At 71.4% G+C, this 21075-nt stretch carries 13 protein-coding genes; 9 read left to right on the top strand and 4 right to left on the bottom strand.

Features of this window, described 5'->3' with window-relative positions; translation table 11 throughout:
- Positions 1 to 58 precede the first annotated feature (58 nt).
- From POF73_RS44180 to POF73_RS44170, 3 genes are all read right to left on the bottom strand, one after another.
- Positions 59 to 1603 (bottom strand): alpha/beta hydrolase, encoded by a 1545-nt coding sequence (locus POF73_RS44180; RefSeq protein ID WP_272125098.1) that lies wholly within the window; start codon positions 1601 to 1603, stop codon positions 59 to 61.
- Between the two features lie 214 nt (positions 1604 to 1817).
- Positions 1818 to 3365 (bottom strand): alpha/beta hydrolase, encoded by a 1548-nt coding sequence (locus POF73_RS44175; RefSeq protein WP_272125097.1) that lies wholly within the window; start codon positions 3363 to 3365, stop codon positions 1818 to 1820.
- A 105-nt stretch (positions 3366 to 3470) separates the two neighbouring features.
- A complete protein-coding gene (locus tag POF73_RS44170; RefSeq protein WP_272125096.1) occupies positions 3471 to 6290 on the bottom strand; it encodes a lysylphosphatidylglycerol synthase transmembrane domain-containing protein in 2820 nt (939 codons plus the stop codon).
- A gap of 186 nt (positions 6291 to 6476) precedes the next feature.
- On the opposite strand from POF73_RS44170, the gene POF73_RS44165 reads away from it, so the two are divergent.
- The 5 genes from POF73_RS44165 to nudC all read left to right on the top strand — a co-directional run bounded on the left by POF73_RS44165 (position 6477) and on the right by nudC (position 16929).
- Positions 6477 to 6884, top strand: coding sequence for an MGMT family protein (locus POF73_RS44165; RefSeq protein WP_272125094.1), 408 nt, complete (start codon positions 6477 to 6479; stop codon positions 6882 to 6884).
- Between the two features lie 257 nt (positions 6885 to 7141).
- Complete coding sequence (locus POF73_RS44160) at positions 7142 to 10729, top strand: ATP-dependent helicase (protein ID WP_272125093.1); 3588 nt, start codon at positions 7142 to 7144, stop codon at positions 10727 to 10729.
- Between the two features lie 148 nt (positions 10730 to 10877).
- Positions 10878 to 14408, top strand: a complete 3531-nt coding sequence (locus tag POF73_RS44155) for an ATP-dependent DNA helicase (RefSeq protein WP_272125092.1) — start codon at positions 10878 to 10880, stop codon at positions 14406 to 14408.
- Positions 14409 to 14418: 10 nt separating this feature from the next.
- Entirely contained in the window at positions 14419 to 15831 is a 1413-nt protein-coding gene (locus POF73_RS44150; protein WP_272125091.1) for a dipeptidase, read from the top strand.
- 156 nt (positions 15832 to 15987) lie between these two features.
- The gene (gene nudC / locus POF73_RS44145) at positions 15988 to 16929 is read left to right on the top strand and encodes an NAD(+) diphosphatase (RefSeq protein WP_272125089.1); all 942 of its coding nucleotides are present in this window, start codon (positions 15988 to 15990) and stop codon (positions 16927 to 16929) included.
- A gap of 82 nt (positions 16930 to 17011) precedes the next feature.
- Here the strand turns inward: nudC and POF73_RS44140 are convergent, their stop codons facing one another.
- The gene (locus POF73_RS44140) at positions 17012 to 17254 is read right to left on the bottom strand and encodes a mycoredoxin (RefSeq protein ID WP_190069482.1); all 243 of its coding nucleotides are present in this window, start codon (positions 17252 to 17254) and stop codon (positions 17012 to 17014) included.
- 184 nt (positions 17255 to 17438) lie between these two features.
- Between POF73_RS44140 and POF73_RS44135 the strand changes: the two genes are divergently transcribed.
- From POF73_RS44135 to POF73_RS44120, 4 genes are all read left to right on the top strand, one after another.
- Positions 17439 to 19634 (top strand): ATP-dependent DNA helicase UvrD2, encoded by a 2196-nt coding sequence (locus POF73_RS44135; protein ID WP_272125086.1) that lies wholly within the window; start codon positions 17439 to 17441, stop codon positions 19632 to 19634.
- Between the two features lie 165 nt (positions 19635 to 19799).
- On the top strand, positions 19800 to 20126 hold the full coding sequence (locus tag POF73_RS44130) for a hypothetical protein (RefSeq protein ID WP_272125085.1): 327 nt from the start codon (positions 19800 to 19802) through the stop codon (positions 20124 to 20126).
- 176 nt (positions 20127 to 20302) lie between these two features.
- Entirely contained in the window at positions 20303 to 20671 is a 369-nt protein-coding gene (locus POF73_RS44125) for a WhiB family transcriptional regulator (RefSeq protein ID WP_109496206.1), read from the top strand.
- Positions 20668 to 20991, top strand: a complete 324-nt coding sequence (locus POF73_RS44120) for a hypothetical protein (protein WP_272125083.1) — start codon at positions 20668 to 20670, stop codon at positions 20989 to 20991. Before POF73_RS44125 ends, POF73_RS44120 begins: the two co-directional genes overlap by 4 nt.
- Positions 20992 to 21075: the final 84 nt, after the last annotated feature.

The raw sequence follows: 21075 nt of genomic DNA, 5'->3' as shown, positions 1-21075 counted from the left end.
CCCCCCCCCCCCCCCCCCCCCCCCCCCCCCCCCCCCCCCCCCCCCCCCCCCGCCGTCGTCATGAGCAGACCTTGCCGTCCTTCGGGACCGTCCCCTGGAGCAGATACGCGTTCACCGTGGAGTCGACGCAGTCGTTGCCCTTCCCGTACGCGGCATGACCCTCGCCCTTCCAGGTGATCATCACGCCGACGCCCTTGCCCAGCTCGTCCGCCATCCTCCGGGTGCCCTCGTAGGGCGTCGCCGGGTCGCCGGTGTTGCCGACCAGTAGGATCGGTGCCGCGCCCGGCGCGCTCACCTCCGGGGTGTCGTACTGCCCGGCCACCGGCCAGTCGTGGCACCAGCCGGCCGTGTCCCAGCCCAGCATGGGGCCGAACACCGGCGAGACCTTCTCGAACCGCGGCAGCAGTTTCTTCGCCTCCTCGGCCGTCGGTCGCTGCCTGTCGTCCAAGCACGATATGACCCGTTGTGAGTGGTTTCCTGTGACGTAGTGCCCCGACGGGTCGCGGTCGTTGTAGTCGTCGGCGAGCGCCAGGAGTTCCGAGCCGTCACCCTGCTGGGCCGTCTCCAGGGCGCTGGTCAGCGTCGGCCAGCTCGCCTCGCTGTAGAGCGGCCTGACGAGGCCGGTGAGCGCGAGTGGCTCCGTGAGCCTGCGCCCGGAGGACGTCGGCAGTGGGCTCGCGTCGATCCGCTTCAACAGGTCCACGATCTTCCGCGTGCCGTCCTCGGCGCCCTGGCCGGTGGACTTGAGGTAGTTGTTCAGTGCGCGCTGGAAGCCCCTGGCCTGGTTCTCGACGTGTCCCTCCGCGTCGGCGCTCGGGTCGGAGACCGCGTCCAGGATCAGGCGCCCCACGTTCCCGGGGAACAAGTGGGCGTAGACGCCGCCGAGTTCGGTGCCGTAGGAGATGCCGAAGTAGTGCAGCTTCCGGTCGCCGAGGACCTGGCGCATCAGGTCCATGTCGCGGGCGGTGTCGGTGGTCGACACATGCGCCATCAGCGTGCCCGCGGACTTCTGGCAGCCCTTGCCGAAGGCAGCGGCGTCGCGGAAGTACGCCTTCTCCTCGGCCGGGGTGTCCGGCGTGATGTCCACGGACTCGGAGGCCTCGATCTCCTTGTCACTGCGGCAACGGATGCCTTCGCTGGCGCCCACTCCGCGCGGGTCCCAGCTCACCAGGTCGTAACGCTCGCCCAGTTCGGACGCGTTGGAGGCGTACCACGGCAGGGTCGACCGCCCCGAGGCGCCGGGTCCGCCGAAGTTGAACAGGAGCGAGCCGATGCGGTCGTCGCCACTGGCCTTGGCACGGATCAGCGCAAGGCCGATCGTCTCGCCGTCCGGCTTCTTCCAGTCCAGCGGCGTCTTGAGCGTCGCGCACTGCCACTCGTCGCCCGGCGCGGGGAAGCCCCCGGTGGCCTTGCAGCGCCCCCAGTCGAGTTTCTGCGAGGTCAGCGACGACGGCAGCGGTGCCCCCGAGCCGGATGCCGCCGACGAATTCGGCGTGCTCGTCTCCCGCCCGGCCTCGCCGCCGTCGGACGAGCCGCCGCTGCAGCCCGTCACCAGCAGCGCGGCGGCGGCCGTCAGGGCCGTCCACCGTACGAAACGCGGCATGGCGCTTCCCCCCTCGCAGGCCGTCCGCTCTGTGCCGCGGATGGCGGTCAGGCCATAGTAGGCAGATCACGAAAATGCCGTGACGGCCTGTGGATAACTCTCTGACCTGCCACTTTGCCGAGTTTCAGCTCGGGCTTCGGCTCGGGCTTCGGCGCAGGTTTCCGCTCAGGGGCGGGGGTGGAGGTCCGCGCCGGGGCCTCGACCCGACCCGGTCTCAGCCGCAGACGGTTCCGGCCGCCGGCACCTTCCCGTCCAGCAGATAGCCGTTCACCGCGGCCTGCACGCACCGGTCCTTGCTGTTGTACGCCCCGTGCCCCTGCCCCCGGTACGTCAGCTCGACGCCCACCCCCTTGCCCAGCGCCTCCGCCATCCGCCGAGCGCCCTCGTACGGTGTGGCCGGGTCGCCCGTGTTGCCCACGACGAGGATCGGGGCCGAACCGGGCGCGCTGACATCGGGGTGCTCTGCGGCACCCGCCACCGGCCAGTCGGCGCAGTTGAGCAGCGACCAGGCGAATGAGTCGCCGAACAGGCTTGAGGCGGACCGGAATTCGGGCAGTTGCTGCTCCACGTACTCGGGGGTGTACCGCGACCTGCTGTCGGCGCAGTTGATCGAGATGTTGGCGGCGGTGATGTTGCTGTACTCGCCGTTCTTGTTGCGCCCGTTCAACGAGTCGGACAGCAGCATCAGGGTCGAGCCGTCACCGCCGTACGCCTGCTCCAGGCCCTGGGTGAGGTACGGCCAGAATTCCTGCGAGTACAACGCCTGCGCGATGCCGCTGGTCGCGGCGCTCTGGGTCAGCTGCCGCGGGAAGACGCCCTCGATCGGCTTGCTGTCGAGGTCCTTGAGCAGCTTGGCGATGCGGTCCTCGACGTCCTGGGGGGTGTCGCCGATCGGGCAGCCCCCGGCCTTGGAGGTGCAGTCCGCGGCGAAGTTGCCGAGTGCGAGCTGGAAGCCCTTGACCTGCCCGAGTGTCGCCTCTTCCGTGTTCTGCGTGGGGTCGACCACCGCGTCGAAGACGGCACGCCCCACCCTCTTCGGGAACAAGTGGGCGTAGACGCCGCCGAGTTCGGTGCCGTAGGAGATGCCGAAGTAGTACAGCTTGTCGTCGCCCAGGACCTGGCGCATCAGGTCCATGTCGCGGGCCGCGTCGGTGGTGGCCACGTAAGGCAGCATCCCGTCGGAGTTCTTTTCGCACGCCTTGTTGAACCCCTTGGTGCTGTCCAGCAGTTCCGTCCGCTCGGCGGCGTCGTCCGGCGACGAGTCCTGCTGGAAGTAGGCGTCGAGCTGCTGGTCGTTCTCGCACCGCACGGGCTCGCTGCGGCCCACCCCGCGCGGGTCGAAGCTCACCAGGTCGTAGCGGGTGCGCAACTTCTCGTACCTGTCGCCGAAGGAGGGCAGCGTGGTGACGCCGGAGCCGCCGGGGCCGCCGAAGTTGAAGATCAGCGAGCCGATGCGCCGGTTCTCGTCCCCGCTGGCCTTCGCCCGGATCAGCTCGATGTCGATCGTGTCGCCCTTGGGTTCGTCCCAGTCCCGGGGCGCCTTCATCGTGGCGCACTGCCAGGTGTCGCCGTCCGGCAACGGCGACGGGCTGCCCTCGCCGCCCTGCGCCTGCGAGGGCGCCGGGCAGTCCTTCCAGCTCAGCTCCTGAGCCGTCAGGTCCTCGTCCCCGGAGTCGTCGTCGCTGCAGCCTGCCAGCAGGGAGGACAGCAGCAGGGCGGTGGCGGTCAGGGCGGCTGCGCGCATCCGGGGCGGGTTCGGCATGGTCCCATCCTGCGGTCGTACGTGGTGGGGCGCTCGGGGCACGGGCCGTACGAGGTACCACGACGCCTCACCTGTTCGGTGCCCCTACAACGTACGGCGCCTGCGCTACAGCGCGCCCTTGCGGGTCAGGTGGTTGAAGGCCAGCCAGCCCGGCAGCACCGGCAGCCACAGTGTCAGCATCCGGAAGAGCAGCACCGAGGGCGCCGCGACCTCGCTGGGCAGACCGACGGCGATCAGACCGACGGTCAGGGTCACGTCCACGGCGCCCACGCCGCCCGGGGTCGGGGCCGCCGAGCCGAGTGCGTTGCCCGCCAGGAAGACGACGGCCACGCTGGTCAGGCTGATCGAGGTGCCCTGGCTGCCGAAGGCCCGGATCGACGCGTCCAGGCACATCACGAAGCAGGCGGTCAGCAGCAGCATGCCGCCGATGCCGGTGACCAGCTTCTGCGGCCGCTGCAGCACGTCGAGCATGCGCGGCACGACACCCGCGAACAGCGACCTCACGCGCGTGACGACGAATTTCCGCAGGAACGGCACCGAGGTCACTACCAGCACCAGCACCGCCACCGTCAGCAGACCCGCGATCACGGTCCGGGACGGCGACAGCGACGGCGTCTTCTCGGTACCGGTCAGATAGCCGAAGGCCAGCAGCATCAGGATGTGGCAGCCGAGCCCGAACAGCTGCGACGCACCGACACTCGCCACCGCGAGCCCCGGCCGCACTCCCGCACGCTGCAGGAAGCGTGTGTTGAGGGCCACCCCGCCGACCGCGGCCGGCGCGACGATCTTCACGAACGACCCGGCGACCTGCGCCGCCACGGTCCGCCGGAACGGCACCCGCTCGGGCACGAACCCCAACAGAGCCATCGCCGCCGCGAAGTAGCTGGCCGCCGAGAAAAGCGCGGCCGCGGCCACCCAGCCCCACTGGGCGTTGGAGATGAGCGGCCCGAACTCGATGTGCGTCAGCTGCGTCAGCAGGAAGTACGCACCGATGGCACCGGCGATGAAGCTGATCAGCGTCCGCGGCCGCACCCGCTCCAGGCGGGCCGGCTCGACCGGCGCCTGCGGCCTGATCAGCAGCACCTCATGGCGGATCTGCGTGAGCAGGTCCTCCTCGCGCGCCTCCTGCAGGGCTTCGTCGATGGCTTCGTCGATGGCCCGCTTCTCGGCCCGCGCCTGCGCCCGTGCGGTCTTCTTGTCCGGCTTGTCGAGTACGACCCCGGAGTCGTCCGGTGCCTCCTCGGTGCGGGCCTGCTTGGCGTGCCGGGACGCCTCCAGTACCGCCTCGCGCTCGCGCTGGGCCCGTTCCCGGGCGAGTTTGCGCAGTGTCGCGCGCGTGGAGCGGCTCAGTGCGATGGGCTGGAGCATCGGCAGACAGTCGGCCACGGCGTCGGGGCCGAGCACGCTCACCGCAGAGGCCACCGCGCGCTCGGCGCCCACCCGGAGGCCGAGGGTCACCAGCAGCTGGGAGATGTCCATCCGCAGCAGCAGATTGTTGGCCGCGATCTCGCCGATGCGCAGGTCGGAGATGATCACCTTGCCGGAACGATCCACCAAAATCGCGTCACCGACCAGCCTGCGGTGCGCGATCCGCCGGGACTGCAACGCCTTGACCTGGAGCCAGGCGCCGCGCAGCAGATCGTCGGTGATCTCCTTGTCGGACAGCGAGTCCAGGGTGTGCCCGCCGGAGTGCTCGTAGACCAGCATCACGGCGTCCGGGCCGAGCTCGGAGGTGGCGATCAGCTTGGGCGCGTTGGCGCCGGCCGCGATGGCCGCGTAGGCGAGCAGCGCCTCTTGCTCCAGGGCCTGGCGCAGCGACTGAAGGCTGCTGCGGGTCGCGAAGCCACGCAGGGTGAGATTGCGCCACGCGCGATAGAAGAACCCCTGCGCCTGCTGCTCACGGTCGACCACTGTGACATCCAGCGGCGGACCGTCCTCCAGGGTGACGAAGTAGCGCCGGCCCCGGTCTCCGGTCTCCTGTGTGTCGGAGATCTCCTCGCGGGCGGCGCTCACAGGGCGGAAGCCGACGTGCCGCAGGCCCGCCATCAGGGTCCGTCCGGTGGGACGGACATTGGGCGAGCCGACCGCGTACAGCGTGCCGTAGGCGACGGTCCAGCCGATCAGCAGCGTCAGGATGATCGAGAACGGCGTGGTGTAGCCGGTGACCAGCATGGAGAAGGCGTACAGGACCAGAACCGCCCACAGGACCGCACGCCAGCGGGGCCTGCGGGACATGCCCACGGCCGTCATGTACGCGATGACCGGCGCGAGATAGCCGTGCACCGGGTCGGTCAGGGAGCCGAGGTCACCGGGTGAGGGCTGGGTCAGCGCGTCCCGGATGGACTCGGGGGCGGCCCGCGCGACCCACAGGTCGGTGGCGAGCGTCACTCCGTGCGCGAGGACGGCCGCGAGGACGCCGTCGGCGATGCGCAGTCCGTCCCGCTTGATCAGCCGCTCGATCGCGAAGGCGACGGGCACCAGCAGGATCGCGATGCTGGACACCAGCCCGGCCATCTTGCTGAACACGTCGGGCGCCTGACCGGTGCCCTTGTTGATGTCCTGTTCGAGACCCGAGGTGGTGCCGTGCGCGAACGCGGCGATGGCGAGCAGCAGGGCGATGCCCAGCACACCCACCAGCAGTCGCATCAGGTCGGACGGACGGTGCACGCGCGCGGGGAGGAGCGGTTCGTCGCCCTCGACCTCGTCGACGTGCGCCTCGTCCAGGTCGTACGCCTTCCCCTCGACGGCCTTGCGGCCGGTGTCGCTCGTGTCGGCGCCCTTCCTGGGCTCGTCCTTCGCGGCCTCGTCCTGCTCGCCGTCGCCCCTGTCACCGATGGCCTTCATGTCGGCGTCAGCGGTGCCCGGGCGCGACGAAGCGTCAGAGGTGCTCTGCGTGCCCTCCGGGTGCGCACCCTGCTGCTTCATCGTCTCTTCTTGATCTCGTATCACCAGTCACCGCCCGCATGATGGTGGCATGACCCAGCGACACACGGGGGCATCAGGGTGCAAATGCGGGGTCGCACAGTCTGCCCGAACCCTCGCCCCGGGGCGAGGGATACGCACGGTGGTGAGCGCGTCACATTGTCGGTGGGGTGGGGCAGGATGGGGCGGATGAGCGAGGAGAGCCTTCCGGACGACGCCCGCCCGGCGTACGACGACGCCCCCGAGGAGCACGCGGACGCGCTGCCCGAGTACGCCGAGCGGGTTCTTGAGGTCGCCGAACTGATCCCGCCGGGTCGCGTCATGACGTACGGGGATGTCGCGGAATGGCTGGAGGAGGGCGGGCCCCGCCAGGTCGGCAGGGTGATGGCCCTCTACGGGGGAGCCGTGCCGTGGTGGCGTGTGGTCCGCGCGGACGGGATCCTGCTGCCCGGCCACGAGCTGAGAGCACTGGAGCAGTACCGCGCGGAGAGCACGCCCCTGAAGGAGGCGAGCAGGGCCGCAGAGGGCCACCTGCCCCGCCTCGACATGAGGCGGGCGCGGTGGGACGGCGGCGAACGCGCACAGGGTCACACCTGACAGCTTCCGCCATCGGACCGCCCTCGGTGTGACCTGTGATCCGTACGGGGGAAACGGGGCACATCCGTGGCATGACGTACGTTCGTGGGACGAGGGACGCACGTGGCACGAGTGCCCCGAGGGATGAATCGGAAGCCCTGCTTCCGCACCATTCGTCGGCGTAGCGTCAACTGCGCGTGTCCCCCTCATCCCGCGGCCACCGCCCACCACGCGCGAGGGGCGCCCCACCAGCACACCCACCAGGACCGGCGAACCACGTGAGCTCCTCTTCCTCCACCAGGCGCCTGCCGCACCCTCAGGTGCGACAGGGGACCCGTGGCGCTTACCGGCTGGTGCGTACCCCTGTCGTGCAAGTGGCTCCCCCTCGTCTTGACGCCGCACAACGCGCGGTGGTTGACCACACCGCCGGCCCATTGCTCGTTCTCGCTGGTCCGGGCACCGGAAAGACCACCACACTCGTCGAGTCCGTGGCCGAGCGCATCGCCCGTGGCGGTGACCCCGAGCGCATCCTGGTGCTGACCTTCAGCCGCAAGGCCGCCGTGGAACTGCGTGACCGCATGGCGCTGCGCATCGGGGCGCCACACGCGCCCCAGGCGACCACGTTCCACTCGTTCTGCTACGCCCTCGTCCGCTCCCACCAGGACAGCGACCTGTTCGTGGAGCCGCTGCGTCTGCTGTCCGGCCCCGAGCAGGACGTGACCGTACGGGAGCTGCTCGCGGGCCAGCCCGACCTGGAGCGGCTCGGGCTCGCCCATGTGCGCTGGCCGGACGAACTGCGCGCCTGTCTGACCACCCGCGGCTTCGCCGACGAGGTCCGCGCGGTCCTCGCCCGCAGCCGTGAGCTGGGCCTCGGGCCCAACGCCCTGGACGCCTTCGCGCGCCGCATCGGCCGCCCCGACTGGCGCGCCGCGGCCGCCTTCCTCGCCGAGTACCTCGACGTGCTCGACATGCAGGGCGTGCTCGACTACGCCGAACTGGTCCACCGCGCGGTGCTCCTCGCCCGCCGCCCCGAGACCGCCCAGCGGCTCGCCGAGCAGTACGACGCCGTGTACGTCGACGAGTACCAGGACACCGATCCGGCCCAGGTACGGCTGCTGCACGCCCTGGCCGGCGGCGGCCGCAGCCTGGTCGCCTTCGGTGACCCCGACCAGTCGATCTACACGTTCCGGGGCGCCGACGTGAACGGCATCCTGGAGTTCCCCCAGGCCTTCCCGCGCGCGGACGGCCGCCCCGCGCCCGTCGAGGTACTGCGCACCTCCCGCCGCTCCGGTGCCGACCTACTGGCCGCGACCCGGCTGCTGACCCAGCGCATGCCGCTCACCCGGCTCCCGGCGGAGAAGGTACGCGCCCACCGGGAACTGGCCCCGGTCAGCGAGGGCGGCCGCGTCGAGGTCTTCACATATCCGACGCCTGGCACCGAACTGGACAACATCGCCGACATCCTGCGCCGGGCCCATCTGGAGGACGGCGTGCCCTGGGGCGAGATGGCCGTCCTGGTACGCGCGGGGTCACGCACGATCCCTACGGTGCGCCGCGCGCTCACGGCCGCCGGGGTGCCCTTGGACATCGACGGCGACGATCTGCCACTACGGCACGAGCCGGCGGTCGCACCCCTGCTTACGGCATTGCGGGCGGTGGCAGTGGCGGTGGCGCAGTCCGGCCGGGGCCACGGTGACCTGCGTGCCGCGGAAGGCGGCGTCCGTGCCGAGGAAGGCGGTGTGCGTGCCGAGGGAGGCGGTGTGCGTACCGACCGCGGCGACAGGGACGCGCAGCTCAGTCGCGGTGCGCATGACGTGCGTTCCGCGGAGGCAGCCGCAGCCGAGGGCGACGCCCTGGCCGACCGGCGGGAAGCCGAAGGCGACGTCTCGACGGATCGGTTCGGATCCGAGGACGACGCATCGACGGATCGGCCCGGTCGTCCCGAGGACGACTCCTCAGCAGACCGGACCGACCCCGGTGCCCCCTGGCTCGACACCGAAACCGCCCTGACCCTGCTCGCCTCCCCCCTCGCCGGCATGGACGCCGCCGACCTGCGCCGCCTCGGCCGTGCCCTGCGCGACGAGGAGCGGGCCGCGGGCAACCCCCTGCCGCCGCCCTCGGACGAGCTGCTCGCGCGGGCGCTGGCCGAGCCGGAGCGGCTGGCGGTGCACGACCCCGCGTACGCGCGTGGCGCCCAGCGTCTCGGCGCGCTGCTCCGCACGGCCCGTGAGCGCCTCGCGGGCGGCGGTACTGCCGAGCAGGCGCTGTGGGACCTGTGGGAGGGCACGCCTTGGCCGGCGCGCCTGGAGCGGACCGCCCGCCGGGGCGGTGCGGCAGGACGCAACGCCGACCGTGACCTGGACGCCGTATGCGCGCTGTTCGCGACGGCGGCCCGAGCGGAGGAGCGCACCGGCGGCCGGGGCGCCCTGAACTTCCTGGAGGAGATCGACGCCGAGGACATCGCCGCCGACACCCTCACGCGGCGTGCGGTACGCCCCGACGCCGTGCGCCTGATGACCGCGCACCGCGCCAAGGGCCTTGAGTGGCGCCTGGTCGTCGTCGCCGGCGTCCAGGAGGGCCTGTGGCCGGACCTGCGCCGCCGCGGCTCCCTCCTGGAGGCCGACCGCATCGGCCGCGACGGACTCGCCGAACCGCTCACCCCGGGGGCGCTGCTGGCGGAGGAGCGCCGCCTGTTCTACGTCGCCGCCACACGCGCGCGTGAACGCCTCGTCGTCACCGCGGTGAAGGCCCCGGCGGACGACGGCGACCAGCCCTCCCGTTTCCTGACCGAGCTCGGCGTCGAGCCGAAGGACGTGACGGGCCGCCCGCGCCGCCCGCTGGCCGTCGCCGCGCTCGTCGCCGAACTCCGGGCGACGACGGTCGACCCGCGCGCGTCGGACACCCTCAGGCAGGCCGCCGCCCGCCGGCTGGCCAGGCTCGCCGCGCTCGCCGACGAGGACGGCCGCCCGCTGGTCCCGTCCGCACACCCCTACCGCTGGTGGGGCATGTTCGAGCCGACCGAGTCCAAGGTGCCGCTGCGCAACCGCGACCAGCCCGTCGTGCTGTCCGGAAGCGCTCTTGATCAGCTCGCCAACACCTGCTCTCTGCAGTGGTTCCTGGGCCGAGAGGTGAAGGCCGACGCGCCCGCGACCGCCGCTCAGGGCTTCGGCAACGTCGTGCACGTCCTCGCCGACGAGGTGGCCTCCGGGCACACCCCGGCCGATCTCGTGGTCCTCATGGAGCGCCTCGACTCGGTGTGGAACGCGCTGGCCTTCGACGCGCCGTGGAAGTCGGCCCAGGAGAAGGACAACGCGCGCGTGGCGCTCGAACGCTTCCTCAAGTGGCATGTGATGGACCGTGCTGGGCGTACGCCGGTGGCGAGCGAGCACGACTTCGACGTGACCCTGGAGGCCGGCGAGTTCGAGGTGCGCATCCGCGGCCAGATGGACCGAGTCGAGGCCGACGGCGAAGGGCGCGCCTACGTCGTCGACTTCAAGACGGGCAAGCAGGCACCCAGCGCGGCCGAGGTGGCTCGGCACCCGCAGCTCGCCGTCTATCAGCTCGCCGTCCGCGAGGGCGCCGTGGACGAGGCCTTCGACGGAGTGCGCCCGGAGTCCGGCGGCGCCGAACTGGTCCAGCTGCGCCAGGGCGCCGCCAAGCGGGACGGCGGCGAGACGCTGCCCAAGGTGCAGGGGCAGGAGCCACTGGAAGGCCCGGAGGGGGAGTGGGTCGGCGAACTGCTGGCCACGGCGGCGGGCAAGGTCCTCGACGAGCGGTTCACCCCCAGCACGGGACAACACTGCACACACTGCGCTTTCCGGGCGTCGTGCAGCGCGCGACCCGAGGGACGGCACGTGGTCGAGTAAATGCCCTCATACAGGGGCGAGTCGATCGGGGCGCGGGTGGCCGAGCAACTGGAGTGATCGATCGCACCACGCGTGCTGACCTGGGCTTCTCCCGGCCCGACGGCCGATCCGGCACCTAGTGTCAGTGCCCGCCGCTAGCCTCTCTGAGGTGTCCGCCCGTATCACCGATCCCGAGCAGCTCAAGGAGCTCCTCGGCATCCCGTTCACTCCGGAGCAGACGGCCTGCATCATCGCGCCGCCCGCCCCGCAGGTGATCGTGGCCGGAGCCGGATCGGGCAAGACGACGGTGATGGCGGCACGCGTGGTGTGGCTGGTCGGCACCGGCCAGGTCGCCCCCGAACAGGTCCTCGGCCTGACCTTCACCAACAAGGCCGCCGGTGAGCTCGCCGAGCGCGTCCGCAAGGCGCTCGTCAAGGCCGGTGTCACCGACCCCGAGGTCATCGACCCGGACAACCCGCTGGGCGAGCCGGTGATCTCGACGTACCACGCCTTCGCCGGCCGTCTGCTGACCGACCACGGCCTGCGCATCGGCCTCGAACCGACCTCCCGTCTGCTCGCCGACGCCACCCGGTACCAGCTCGCCGCACGCGTGTTGCGCGAGGCCCCTGGACCGTACCCGGCCCTCACCCGCTCCTTCGCCGACCTGGTCAGCGACCTCCTCGCCCTCGACGCCGAACTCGCCGAGCACCTCGTACGCCCCGAGGCCCTGCGCGCGTACGACGCCGAGCTGCTGCTCACTCTGCAGGGTGCCAAGCTCAGCAACGCCGATCTGCGCAAGGTGCCCGAGACGGCCGCGGCCCGCCGCGAACTCGCAGAGCTGGTGGTCCGCTATCGGGCCGCCAAGCGCGAACGCGACCTCCTGGACTTCGGCGACCAGATCGCGCTCTCGGCGCAGCTCGCCGGGATCCCCGAAGTGGGCCGCGTCCTGCGAGACGAGTTCCGGGTGGTCCTCCTGGACGAGTACCAGGACACATCCGTCGCCCAACGCGTCCTGCTGGCGGGCCTGTTCGGGGGCGGCACCGGCCACCCCGTGACCGCCGTGGGCGACCCCTGCCAGGCCATCTACGGCTGGCGCGGCGCCTCCGTCGCCAACCTCGACGACTTCCCCGAGCACTTCGCCCACGCCGACGGGCGCCTCGCCGCCCGCCAGGCGCTCAGCGAGAACCGCCGCAGCGGCGGCCGCCTCCTCGACCTCGCCAACGGCCTCGCGGAGCCCCTGCGCGCCATGCACACGGGCGTGGAGGCCCTCCGCCCGGCCCCGGGGGCCGAGCGCGACGGCACGGTCCGCTGCGCGCTGCTGCCCACCCATGCCGAGGAGATGGACTGGATCGCCGACTCCATCGCCCATCTCGTGAACACCGGCAAGGCACCGGGCGAGATCGCCGTCCTGTGCCGTACGGCGACCGACTTCGCCGAGATCCAGGGCGCGCTCGTCGCCCGGGACGTCCCCGTCGAGGTGGTCGGCCTGTCCGGGCTGCTCCACCTGCCCGAGATCGCCGACCTGGTCGCCGTCTGCGAGGTCCTCCAGGACCCCGGCGCCAACGCCTCCCTGGTCCGCCTGCTCACCGGCCCGCGCTGGCGCATCGGCCCGCGCGATCTCGCCCTGCTGGGGCGGCGCGCACGGCTGCTGGTGTCCCACGCGCGCGTGGACGGCGACGACGACCCGGACCGCAGGCTCGCCGAGGCCGTCGAGGGGGTCGACCCCGCCGAGGTGATCTCCCTGGCGGACGCCCTGGACACGTTCCTGGAGACGCCGCTCGACGGCGACGGGGACGACGACCACCTGCCCTTCTCCCCGGACGCGCGGGTGCGGTTCGCCCGCCTGGCCGCCGAACTGCGCGACCTGCGACGCTCCCTGTCCGACCCGCTGATGGACGTCCTGCACCGCGTCCTCGCCGTTACCGGCCTGGAAGTCGAGCTGTCGGCCTCCCCGCACGCCCTGGCCGCGCGTCGCCGCGAGACCCTGTCCAACTTCCTCGACATCGCCGCCTCGTTCGCGGCCGGCGACAACGAGGCGACCCTGCTCGCCTTCCTGGCCTTCCTGCGCACCGCCGCCCAGTACGAGAAGGGCCTCGACAATGCCCTCCCCGGCGGCGAGAACACCGTGAAGGTGCTCACCGCGCACAAGTCCAAGGGCCTGGAGTGGGACGTCGTCGCGGTCCCCGGCCTGGTCACCGGCACCTTCCCCAGTACCAAGGGCCGCGAGAAGTGGACCGCGCAGGGCAAGGTGCTCCCGCACGAACTGCGTGGCGACACCGACACGCTCCCCGACATCGTCTCCTGGGACGCCCGCGGCCTGAAGGCCTTCCAGGAGGCCATGAAGGACCACCAGCACACCGAGGAGCTCCGCCTCGGCTACGTCACCTTCACCCGCCCCCGCTCCCTGCTCCTCGGCTCCGGCCACTGGTGGGGCCCCTCCCAGAAGAAGCCTCGCGGACCCTCCGACTTCCTTCAGGCCCTGTACGACCACTGCGCGGCCGGCTACGGCGAGATCGAGGCGTGGGCCGACGAGCCGGCCGAGGACGAGGAGAACCCGGCCCTGCACCGGGAGAACGCCGACCAGGTGTGGCCCCTGCCCCTGGACGAGGCCGCCCTGACCCGACGCCGCGCGGCCGCCGAGACGGTCCTGGCCCACCTGGAGAACCTCACCCCCGACGAGGACGGCCACCCCGCCGCGACGCACGACCCGGACACGTACGACGACCCGGACTGGCCACCGCCACCGGACGACGACGCGTTCACCGACGAGCTCACCGGCGAACTCACCGAGGCGGACCCCGGCGACTGGGACTCCTGGACCACCGACCGCCCCGACCGCCCGGCCATCCCGCACCAGGCGACGTCCCCGGAACCCCTCGCCGATCCCCCCGCACGCCACCACCCCACGGACCCGGACCCCCTCACCCCGGAGGAGGCCCGCACCATCGCCTCCTGGGACCGCGACCTCGACGCCCTCACCGGAGAGCTCCTGCGCGCCCGTGCAAGCGTCACGGACGTCCCCCTGCCGGCGTCGCTCACCGCGTCCCAGCTGCTGCGGCTGGCCGCCGACCCGGACGGGTTCGCACAGGAACTCGCGCGCCCCATGCCGCGCCCCCCACAACCCGCCGCACGTCGAGGCACCCGATTCCACGCCTGGGTAGAGGCCCGCTTCGAAGAGCTGACGCTGCCCATGCTGGAGCCGGACGACCTGCCCGGCAGCGAGACCGAGATCGCCGACGAACGCGATCTGGAGGCCCTCAAGGACGCCTTCGAGCGCACCGAGTACGCGCACCGCACGCCGTACCGGGTCGAGGCCCCGTTCCAGCTCGCGATCGCCGGCCGCGTCGTACGGGGCCGTATCGACGCCGTCTACAGGGAAGACCGGGGGGAGAGGGAAGACGGGGAAGAGGGAGTAGGCGACGGCGACGGGGTGACGTACGAGATCGTCGACTGGAAGACCAACCGCACCCGCACCGCCGACCCGCTCCAGCTCGCCCTGTACCGGCTCGCCTGGGCCGAGCAGCAGGGCGTGCCCCTGGAGTCGGTCGACGCCGTGTTCCTGTACGTCCGCAGCGGCGAGGTCGTACGCCCGGACGAGCTGCCGGACCGGGCGGCACTGGAGCGGCTGCTCACCGAGGAGCCGCTCGCCGAGGCGAACTGTGAGCAACCGCCCAACCAGGATGTCGGTGCGGGCCGATAGGCTCGTGACCATGAGCCATCCCGTTGACAGTGAGGTCAGCGCCGTCCGCACGTACATCGAGCAGCATTGCGCCGCCTTCCTCGACGAGCTCGCCGAGTGGCTTCGCATCCCCTCCGTGTCGGCCCAGCCCGACCACGCGCCCGACGTACGCCGCAGCGCCGACTGGCTCGCCGCCAAGCTCAAGGAGACCGGGTTCCCGGCCGCCGAGGTCTGGCCCACCCCGGGCGCCCCCGCCGTCTTCGCGGAGTGGCCCTCCGAGGACCCGCAGGCGCCCACGGTCCTCGTCTACGGCCACCATGATGTGCAGCCCGCCGCCCGCGAGGACGGCTGGGACAGCGAGCCCTTCGAGCCCGTCGTCCGCGATGGGCGCCTCTACGCGCGCGGGGCGGCCGACGACAAGGGCCAGGTGTTCTTCCACACACTCGGCGTCCGCGCCCACCTCGCCACCACGGGCCGCAGCACCCCGGCCGTCAACCTGAAGCTGCTCATCGAAGGTGAGGAGGAGTCCGGCTCCCCGCACTTCCGCGCCCTTGTCGAGGAGCACGCCGCGCGGCTCGCGGCCGACGCCGTGATCGTGTCCGACACCGGCATGTGGTCCGAGGACACCCCCACCGTCTGCACTGGCATGCGCGGCCTCGCCGAGTGCGAGATCCGGCTGTCCGGCCCCGACCAGGACATCCACTCCGGCTCCTTCGGCGGTGCCGTCCCCAACCCGGCGACCGCCGCCGCCCGCCTGGTCGCCGCCCTGCACGACGAGCACGCGCGCGTGGCGATCCCCGGCTTCTACGACGGCATCGTGGAGCTGACCGACCGCGAGCGCGAGCTCTTCGCCGAGCTGCCCTTCGACGAGCAGAAGTGGCTGCGCACCGCCAAGTCGTACGCCACCCAGGGCGAGGCCGGCCGCACCACCCTGGAGCGCGTCTGGGCCCGCCCGACCGCCGAGGTCAACGGCATCGGAGGCGGCTACCAGGGACCCGGCAGCAAGACGATCATCCCGTCCTCCGCCATGGTGAAGCTCTCGTTCCGCCTGGTGGCGGGACAGGAACTCGACCACATCGAGAAGGTGGTCCACGCCTGGGCGGCCGAACAGGTGCCCGCCGGCATCCGCTGGGAGATCACGTTCTCGGCCGGTACGCGCCCGTGCCTGACCCCGCTGGACCACCCGGCCCTGCAGTCCGTCGTACGCGCCATGGGCCGCGCCTTCGAGGGCCCCGTCCGTTTCACGCGCGAGGGCGGCTCGGGACCCGCGGCCGACCTCCAGGACGTCCTCGGCGCACCCGTGCTCTTCCTCGGCATCTCCGTCCCCTCCGACGGCTGGCACGCCCCGAACGAGAAGGTCGAGCTCGACCTGCTCCTCAAAGGCGTCGAGACCACCGCATACCTGTGGGGCGACCTCGCCGCGAGCTGGCGCCATGCGCCCTGAGCGAGCAGGGCCGTCCGGAGCGGTACCGCGCGCGGGGCACACTGTGAAGGCCGCCCCGCACCGACGAGTCCTGCCGCACCCGGTCGCCTCCCGTCCCACGTCCCGCCGATCCGCCCGCCGAAGCACACCGTTCCACTGGGGGAGTTGGAAGCACCCGTGACCACCTGGACCGACCACACCGCCGACCGACCCATCTCGCTCACCGCCCCCAGCGGCATCGACCGCGCCGCCCACCACCGGCTCGACGAGGCCTGGCTCGCGGCGGCGTGGAGCCACCCCACGACCCGCTGCTTCGTTGTCTCCGGCGGCCAGGTCCTCATCGACGAGACGGCGGACGGGCGCACCGAACTCGTCATGACCCCCTCCTTCGAGGCCCCTCTCACCGAGGCGCACCGTTACTTCCTCGGCATCGACGAGGAAGGCGTCAGCTACTTCGCCCTCCAGAAGGACGCGCTGCCCGGCCGTATCGACCAGTCGGCGCGCGCGGCCGGCCTGCGCGAGGCGGGCCTGCTGCTGTCGGCGCGCGACGTGGGCCTGATGGTGCACGCCGTCGGCCTGGAGAACTGGCAGCGCACCCACCGCTTCTGCTCCCGCTGCGGTGAGCGCACCGTGATCGCCGCGGCCGGCCACATCCGCCGCTGTCCCGCCTGCGGCGCCGAGCACTACCCGCGTACCGACCCCGCCGTGATCATGGCCGTCACCGACGAGGACGACCGCATCCTCCTGGGCCGCCAGGTCCACTGGCCCGAGGGCCGCTTCTCGACGCTCGCGGGCTTCGTCGAGCCCGGCGAGTCCATTGAGCAGGCGGTGCGCCGCGAGGTCTTCGAGGAGGCTGGTGTCACCGTCGGCGAGGTCGAGTACGTCGCCAGCCAGCCCTGGCCGTTCCCGTCCAGCCTCATGCTGGGCTTCATGGCCCGTGCCACCTCCACCGAGGTCGAGGTCGACGGTGACGAGATCCACGAGGCTCGCTGGTTCTCCCGTGAGGAACTGGGCACCGCCTTCGAATCCGGCGAGGTCCTGCCGCCCTACGGCATCTCGATCGCGGCCCGCCTGATCGAGCTCTGGTACGGCAAGCCGCTGCCGACGCGCAGCGTCTGACCACTGAAGGAAGCAGCCGAGCGCAAAAAGGGAGGGTGGCTGCCCCGGCTCGGGGCGGCCACCCTCCCTCTTTACGCGTCGATCACACGCCGATCTTCTGCTTCACCTGAGCCAGCGACGGGTTCGTCAGCGTTGAACCGTCACCGAAGAGCACCGTCGGGACCGTCTGGTTTCCGCCATTCGCCTTCTCGACGAACGCCGCGGACTCCGGGTCCTGCTCGATGTTGATCTCGGTGTACGCGATGCCCTCGCGCTCCAGCTGCTTCTTCAGCCGCTGGCAGTAACCGCACCACGTCGTGCTGTACATCGTCACAGTGCCCTGCATGTCTCGCGCGCTCCTTGGATGGCTCGGGGGATCGGATCGTTCGATGAGGGAACGTACGCGATCCCGCCGCCATTCCCACCCGGGGTATGCCCGGCACGTGACGCCTGCCGCATTAGTACGACTATCGGCGCCTGCCTGTGGACAATCGGCACAGCCGTCTCCGGCGACCTGGCAGCATGGCCGTGTGACAGCAGCAACGCACTCCACCCTCTTCCCGCAGGCACCGGACTCTGCCGACGCGGTGCTCGAAGGGCTCGACCCCGAGCAGCGCGAGGTGGCCACCGCCCTGCACGGGCCGGTGTGCGTGCTCGCGGGCGCCGGTACGGGCAAGACCCGGGCGATCACCCACCGCATCGCCTACGGGGTGCGTGCCGGCATCCTCCAGCCGTCCAGCGTGCTCGCAGTCACCTTCACCAACCGCGCCGCCGGAGAGATGCGCGGCCGGCTGCGCCAGCTGGGCGCCGCCGGAGTGCAGGCCCGCACCTTCCACTCCGCCGCCCTGCGTCAGCTCCAGTACTTCTGGCCGAAAGCGATCGGCGGCTCCATGCCCCGGCTCGTCGACCGCAAGATCCAGCTCGTCGCCGACGCGGCCGCCGCCTGCCACATCCGCCTCGACCGGAACGAGCTGCGGGACGTCACCGCCGAGATCGAGTGGTCCAAGGTCACCCAGACAGTGCCCGCCGACTACGCGCTCGCCACCGCCAAGGCCGGCCGTGACACCCCCCGCGACCCGGCCGAGACCGCCCAGATCTACAACGTCTACGAGGACCTCAAGCGGGACCGCTCCGTCATCGACTTCGAGGACGTCCTGCTGCTCACCGTCGGCATCCTCCAGGACCGTCACGACATCGCCGACCAGGTCCGCTCCCAGTACCAGCACTTCGTCGTCGACGAGTACCAGGACGTCAGCCCGCTCCAGCAGCGCCTGCTGGAGCTCTGGCTCGGCAACCGGGACAACCTGTGCGTGGTCGGTGACGCCAGCCAGACGATCTACTCGTTCACAGGAGCAACTCCCGACCATCTGCTGGACTTCCGCACCCGTCACCCCGGCGCCACCGTCGTCAAGCTGGTCCGCGACTACCGCTCGACCCCCCAGGTCGTCCATCTCGCCAACGGTCTGCTCGCTCAGGCCCGGGGCCGCGCCGCCGACCACCGCCTGGAGCTGATCTCCCAGCGCGACCCGGGCCCCGAACCCGTCTACACCGAGTACACCGACGAGCCCGCCGAGGCCGAGGGCGCCGCCCGCCGCATCCGGGAACTCATGGATGCGGGCGTCCCGGCCAGCGAGATCGCCATCCTGTTCCGCACGAACTCCCAGTCCGAGGCCTACGAGCAGGCCCTCGCCGACGCGGGCGTGCCCTACCAGCTGCGGGGCGCCGAGCGCTTCTTCGACCGGCCCGAGGTGCGCAAGGCGGGCATCGCCCTGCGCGGAGCGGCCCGCTTCGGGGGCAACGACGCACTCCTGGACGACGCAGTCGACCTGCCCTCGCAGGTGCGTGCCGTGCTGTCGGGGGAGGGCTGGACGACCGAGCCCCCCGCCGGCTCCGGCGCCGTCAGAGAGCGCTGGGAGTCGCTGGCCGCCCTGGTGAACCTCGCCCAGGACTTCGCCGCCGCCAAGCCCGGCGCCACCCTCGCCGACCTCGTCGCGGAGCTCGACGAACGGGCGAACGCCCAGCACGCCCCGACCGTCCAGGGCGTCACCCTCGCCTCCCTGCACTCGGCCAAGGGCCTGGAGTGGGACGTCGTCTTCCTGGTCGGCGTCGCCGAGGGCATGATGCCGATCACCTACGCAAAGACCGACGAGCAGATCGAGGAGGAGCGCCGCCTCCTCTATGTCGGCGTCACCCGCGCCCGTCGGCACCTCCATGTCTCCTGGGCGCTCACCCGCGCCCCCGGCGGTCGCCCCAACCGCCGCCCCAGCCGCTTCCTCGACGGACTGCGCCCCGGCTCGACCGCCACGGTCGGGCGCACCGCCATGGGAGGTTCCGGAGGCGTCGAGCGGGGCTTCACGAGCAGACCGGACGCCGTCCCGCGACGCGCCCAGCGCACTCCGGCCCGCTGCCGCGTCTGCGGGCGCACCCTCACGGACGCCGGTGAGATGAAGCTGATGCGCTGCGAGGACTGTCCCTCCGACATGGACGAGGGCCTCTACGAACGGCTCCGTGAATGGCGCGGTGTCCAGGCACGGCTCAGCGGTCAGCCGGACTTCTGCATCTTCACGGACAGAACCCTGATGGCCATCGCTGAGGCGGAGCCGAGCAGTCCGGTTGAGTTGTCCCGCATCTCTGGTGTCCTCAAGCGGAAGCTCGACCGCTACGGAGCCGATGTCCTGGCCATCTGCGCAGGCCAGGAGCCTGGGGGAGACGTCGACGGGGAATGATGCGAACTCGTCGAAAAAATAGTTTGCGCATGCCCCAGCAATCCCCATAGGTTCTTAGCCACGGGAACGGAGGCCTTCTCGGAGGCCCCAATTCCGTGTTCTACTTGCATACCCGTCGGACTGGTTCATCCCAGTCCCCCGAGACGCCGAGAGGAGGCGAGTCCAGTGATCAGCATCTACAGCAGCTCCATCAGCACCGCCAAAATGACCGATCGCTCGGTCGTCGCCTCCCTGTGCATGCTCGGCGCCTCGAACCAGGGCACCGGTCTGTCCGGCATTCGTGCCGTCCGTCCGGCGTCCTCCGTGTCTCTGGCGGGTCTTCCCGTCAGTGAGCGCAATGAGCGACCGACCAAGGCACTGGAAGCGGCAGTAGAGGCGAAGGCGCAGGCCTATGCCTCTACGGCGACCGGTGCCGGATTCCGGAAGCAGACGACGCAGCACCACCAGATGTGGGCCTTCCGTGGGCCAGAACCCTGGAGTGATCCAGCCTGACAGTCGATCAGGCCGGCGCCTTCAGGGCCGCGGAACCCCATCCGGGATCCGCGGCCCTTCTGTTTGTCCTCCAACGGGGACGACGGAGCGAAGGGGCCTCGGGACAAGAAAAGAACCCGGTACCAGCCGCCACCCGGTCCTACAGGACCGGAACGAACAGACGAGGAAAAACAACCGTGCAACTCGAAGCGCACGCCCCGTCCGTACCGCCTTCAGACGCGATCCCCAAGCCCGGCCTCACGGAGGACTCCACCTTGACCCCGCTCACTGCGCTCACCGCGCTCGACGACGCCATCGAGAACCTCGGCGTGCCCGTCCCCTGCCGCTCCTACGACCCGGAGGTCTTCTTCGCCGAGTCGCCGGCGGATGTCGAGTACGCCAAGTCCCTCTGCCGCACCTGCCCGCTGATCGAGGCCTGCCTCGCCGGCGCCAAGGAGCGGCGTGAGCCCTGGGGCGTCTGGGGTGGCGAGCTGTTCGTCCAGGGTGTCGTCGTCGCCCGGAAGCGGCCGCGTGGTCGCCCGCGCAAGAACCCGGTCACGGCATGAACACCGCAGGAACGATCGACCGTCCCTTCACGCACGACCCCCAGAAGCAGGCCCCGATGAAGCCGTCCACCCACGAACTTGCAGGCTCCGCGCCTGAAGACTTCACCACCAGTGGCGCGAACGACTCGCGTCAGAACAGGAACCGAGAGATGCAACTCATCCAAGAAGCCCTGGCACGTGCGCATATGCAAGAGCGCCGGCACGCGGCCGCGCGGGAACGCCAGGCCGTGGAGCTGGCGACCGCGCGCCGTATGCAGCGCCGCGCCGAGCGAGCCTCGATGCGCGCCCGCCGTGCGCTCGCCCGGGCGGTCATGCAGTAACCGACCACACCGCCAGAAGGTGGCCTCCCCGGCGCGGGGAGGCCGTGGCTCCCCGGGGGGGGGGGGGGGGGGGGGGGGGGGGGG

This window comes from Streptomyces sp. HD (assembly GCF_028369295.1).
Classification (GTDB): Bacteria; Actinomycetota; Actinomycetes; order Streptomycetales; family Streptomycetaceae; genus Streptomyces.
Note: the sequence above shows the minus strand (reverse complement) of the source record. Positions and strands in the feature narration are given on the sequence as shown.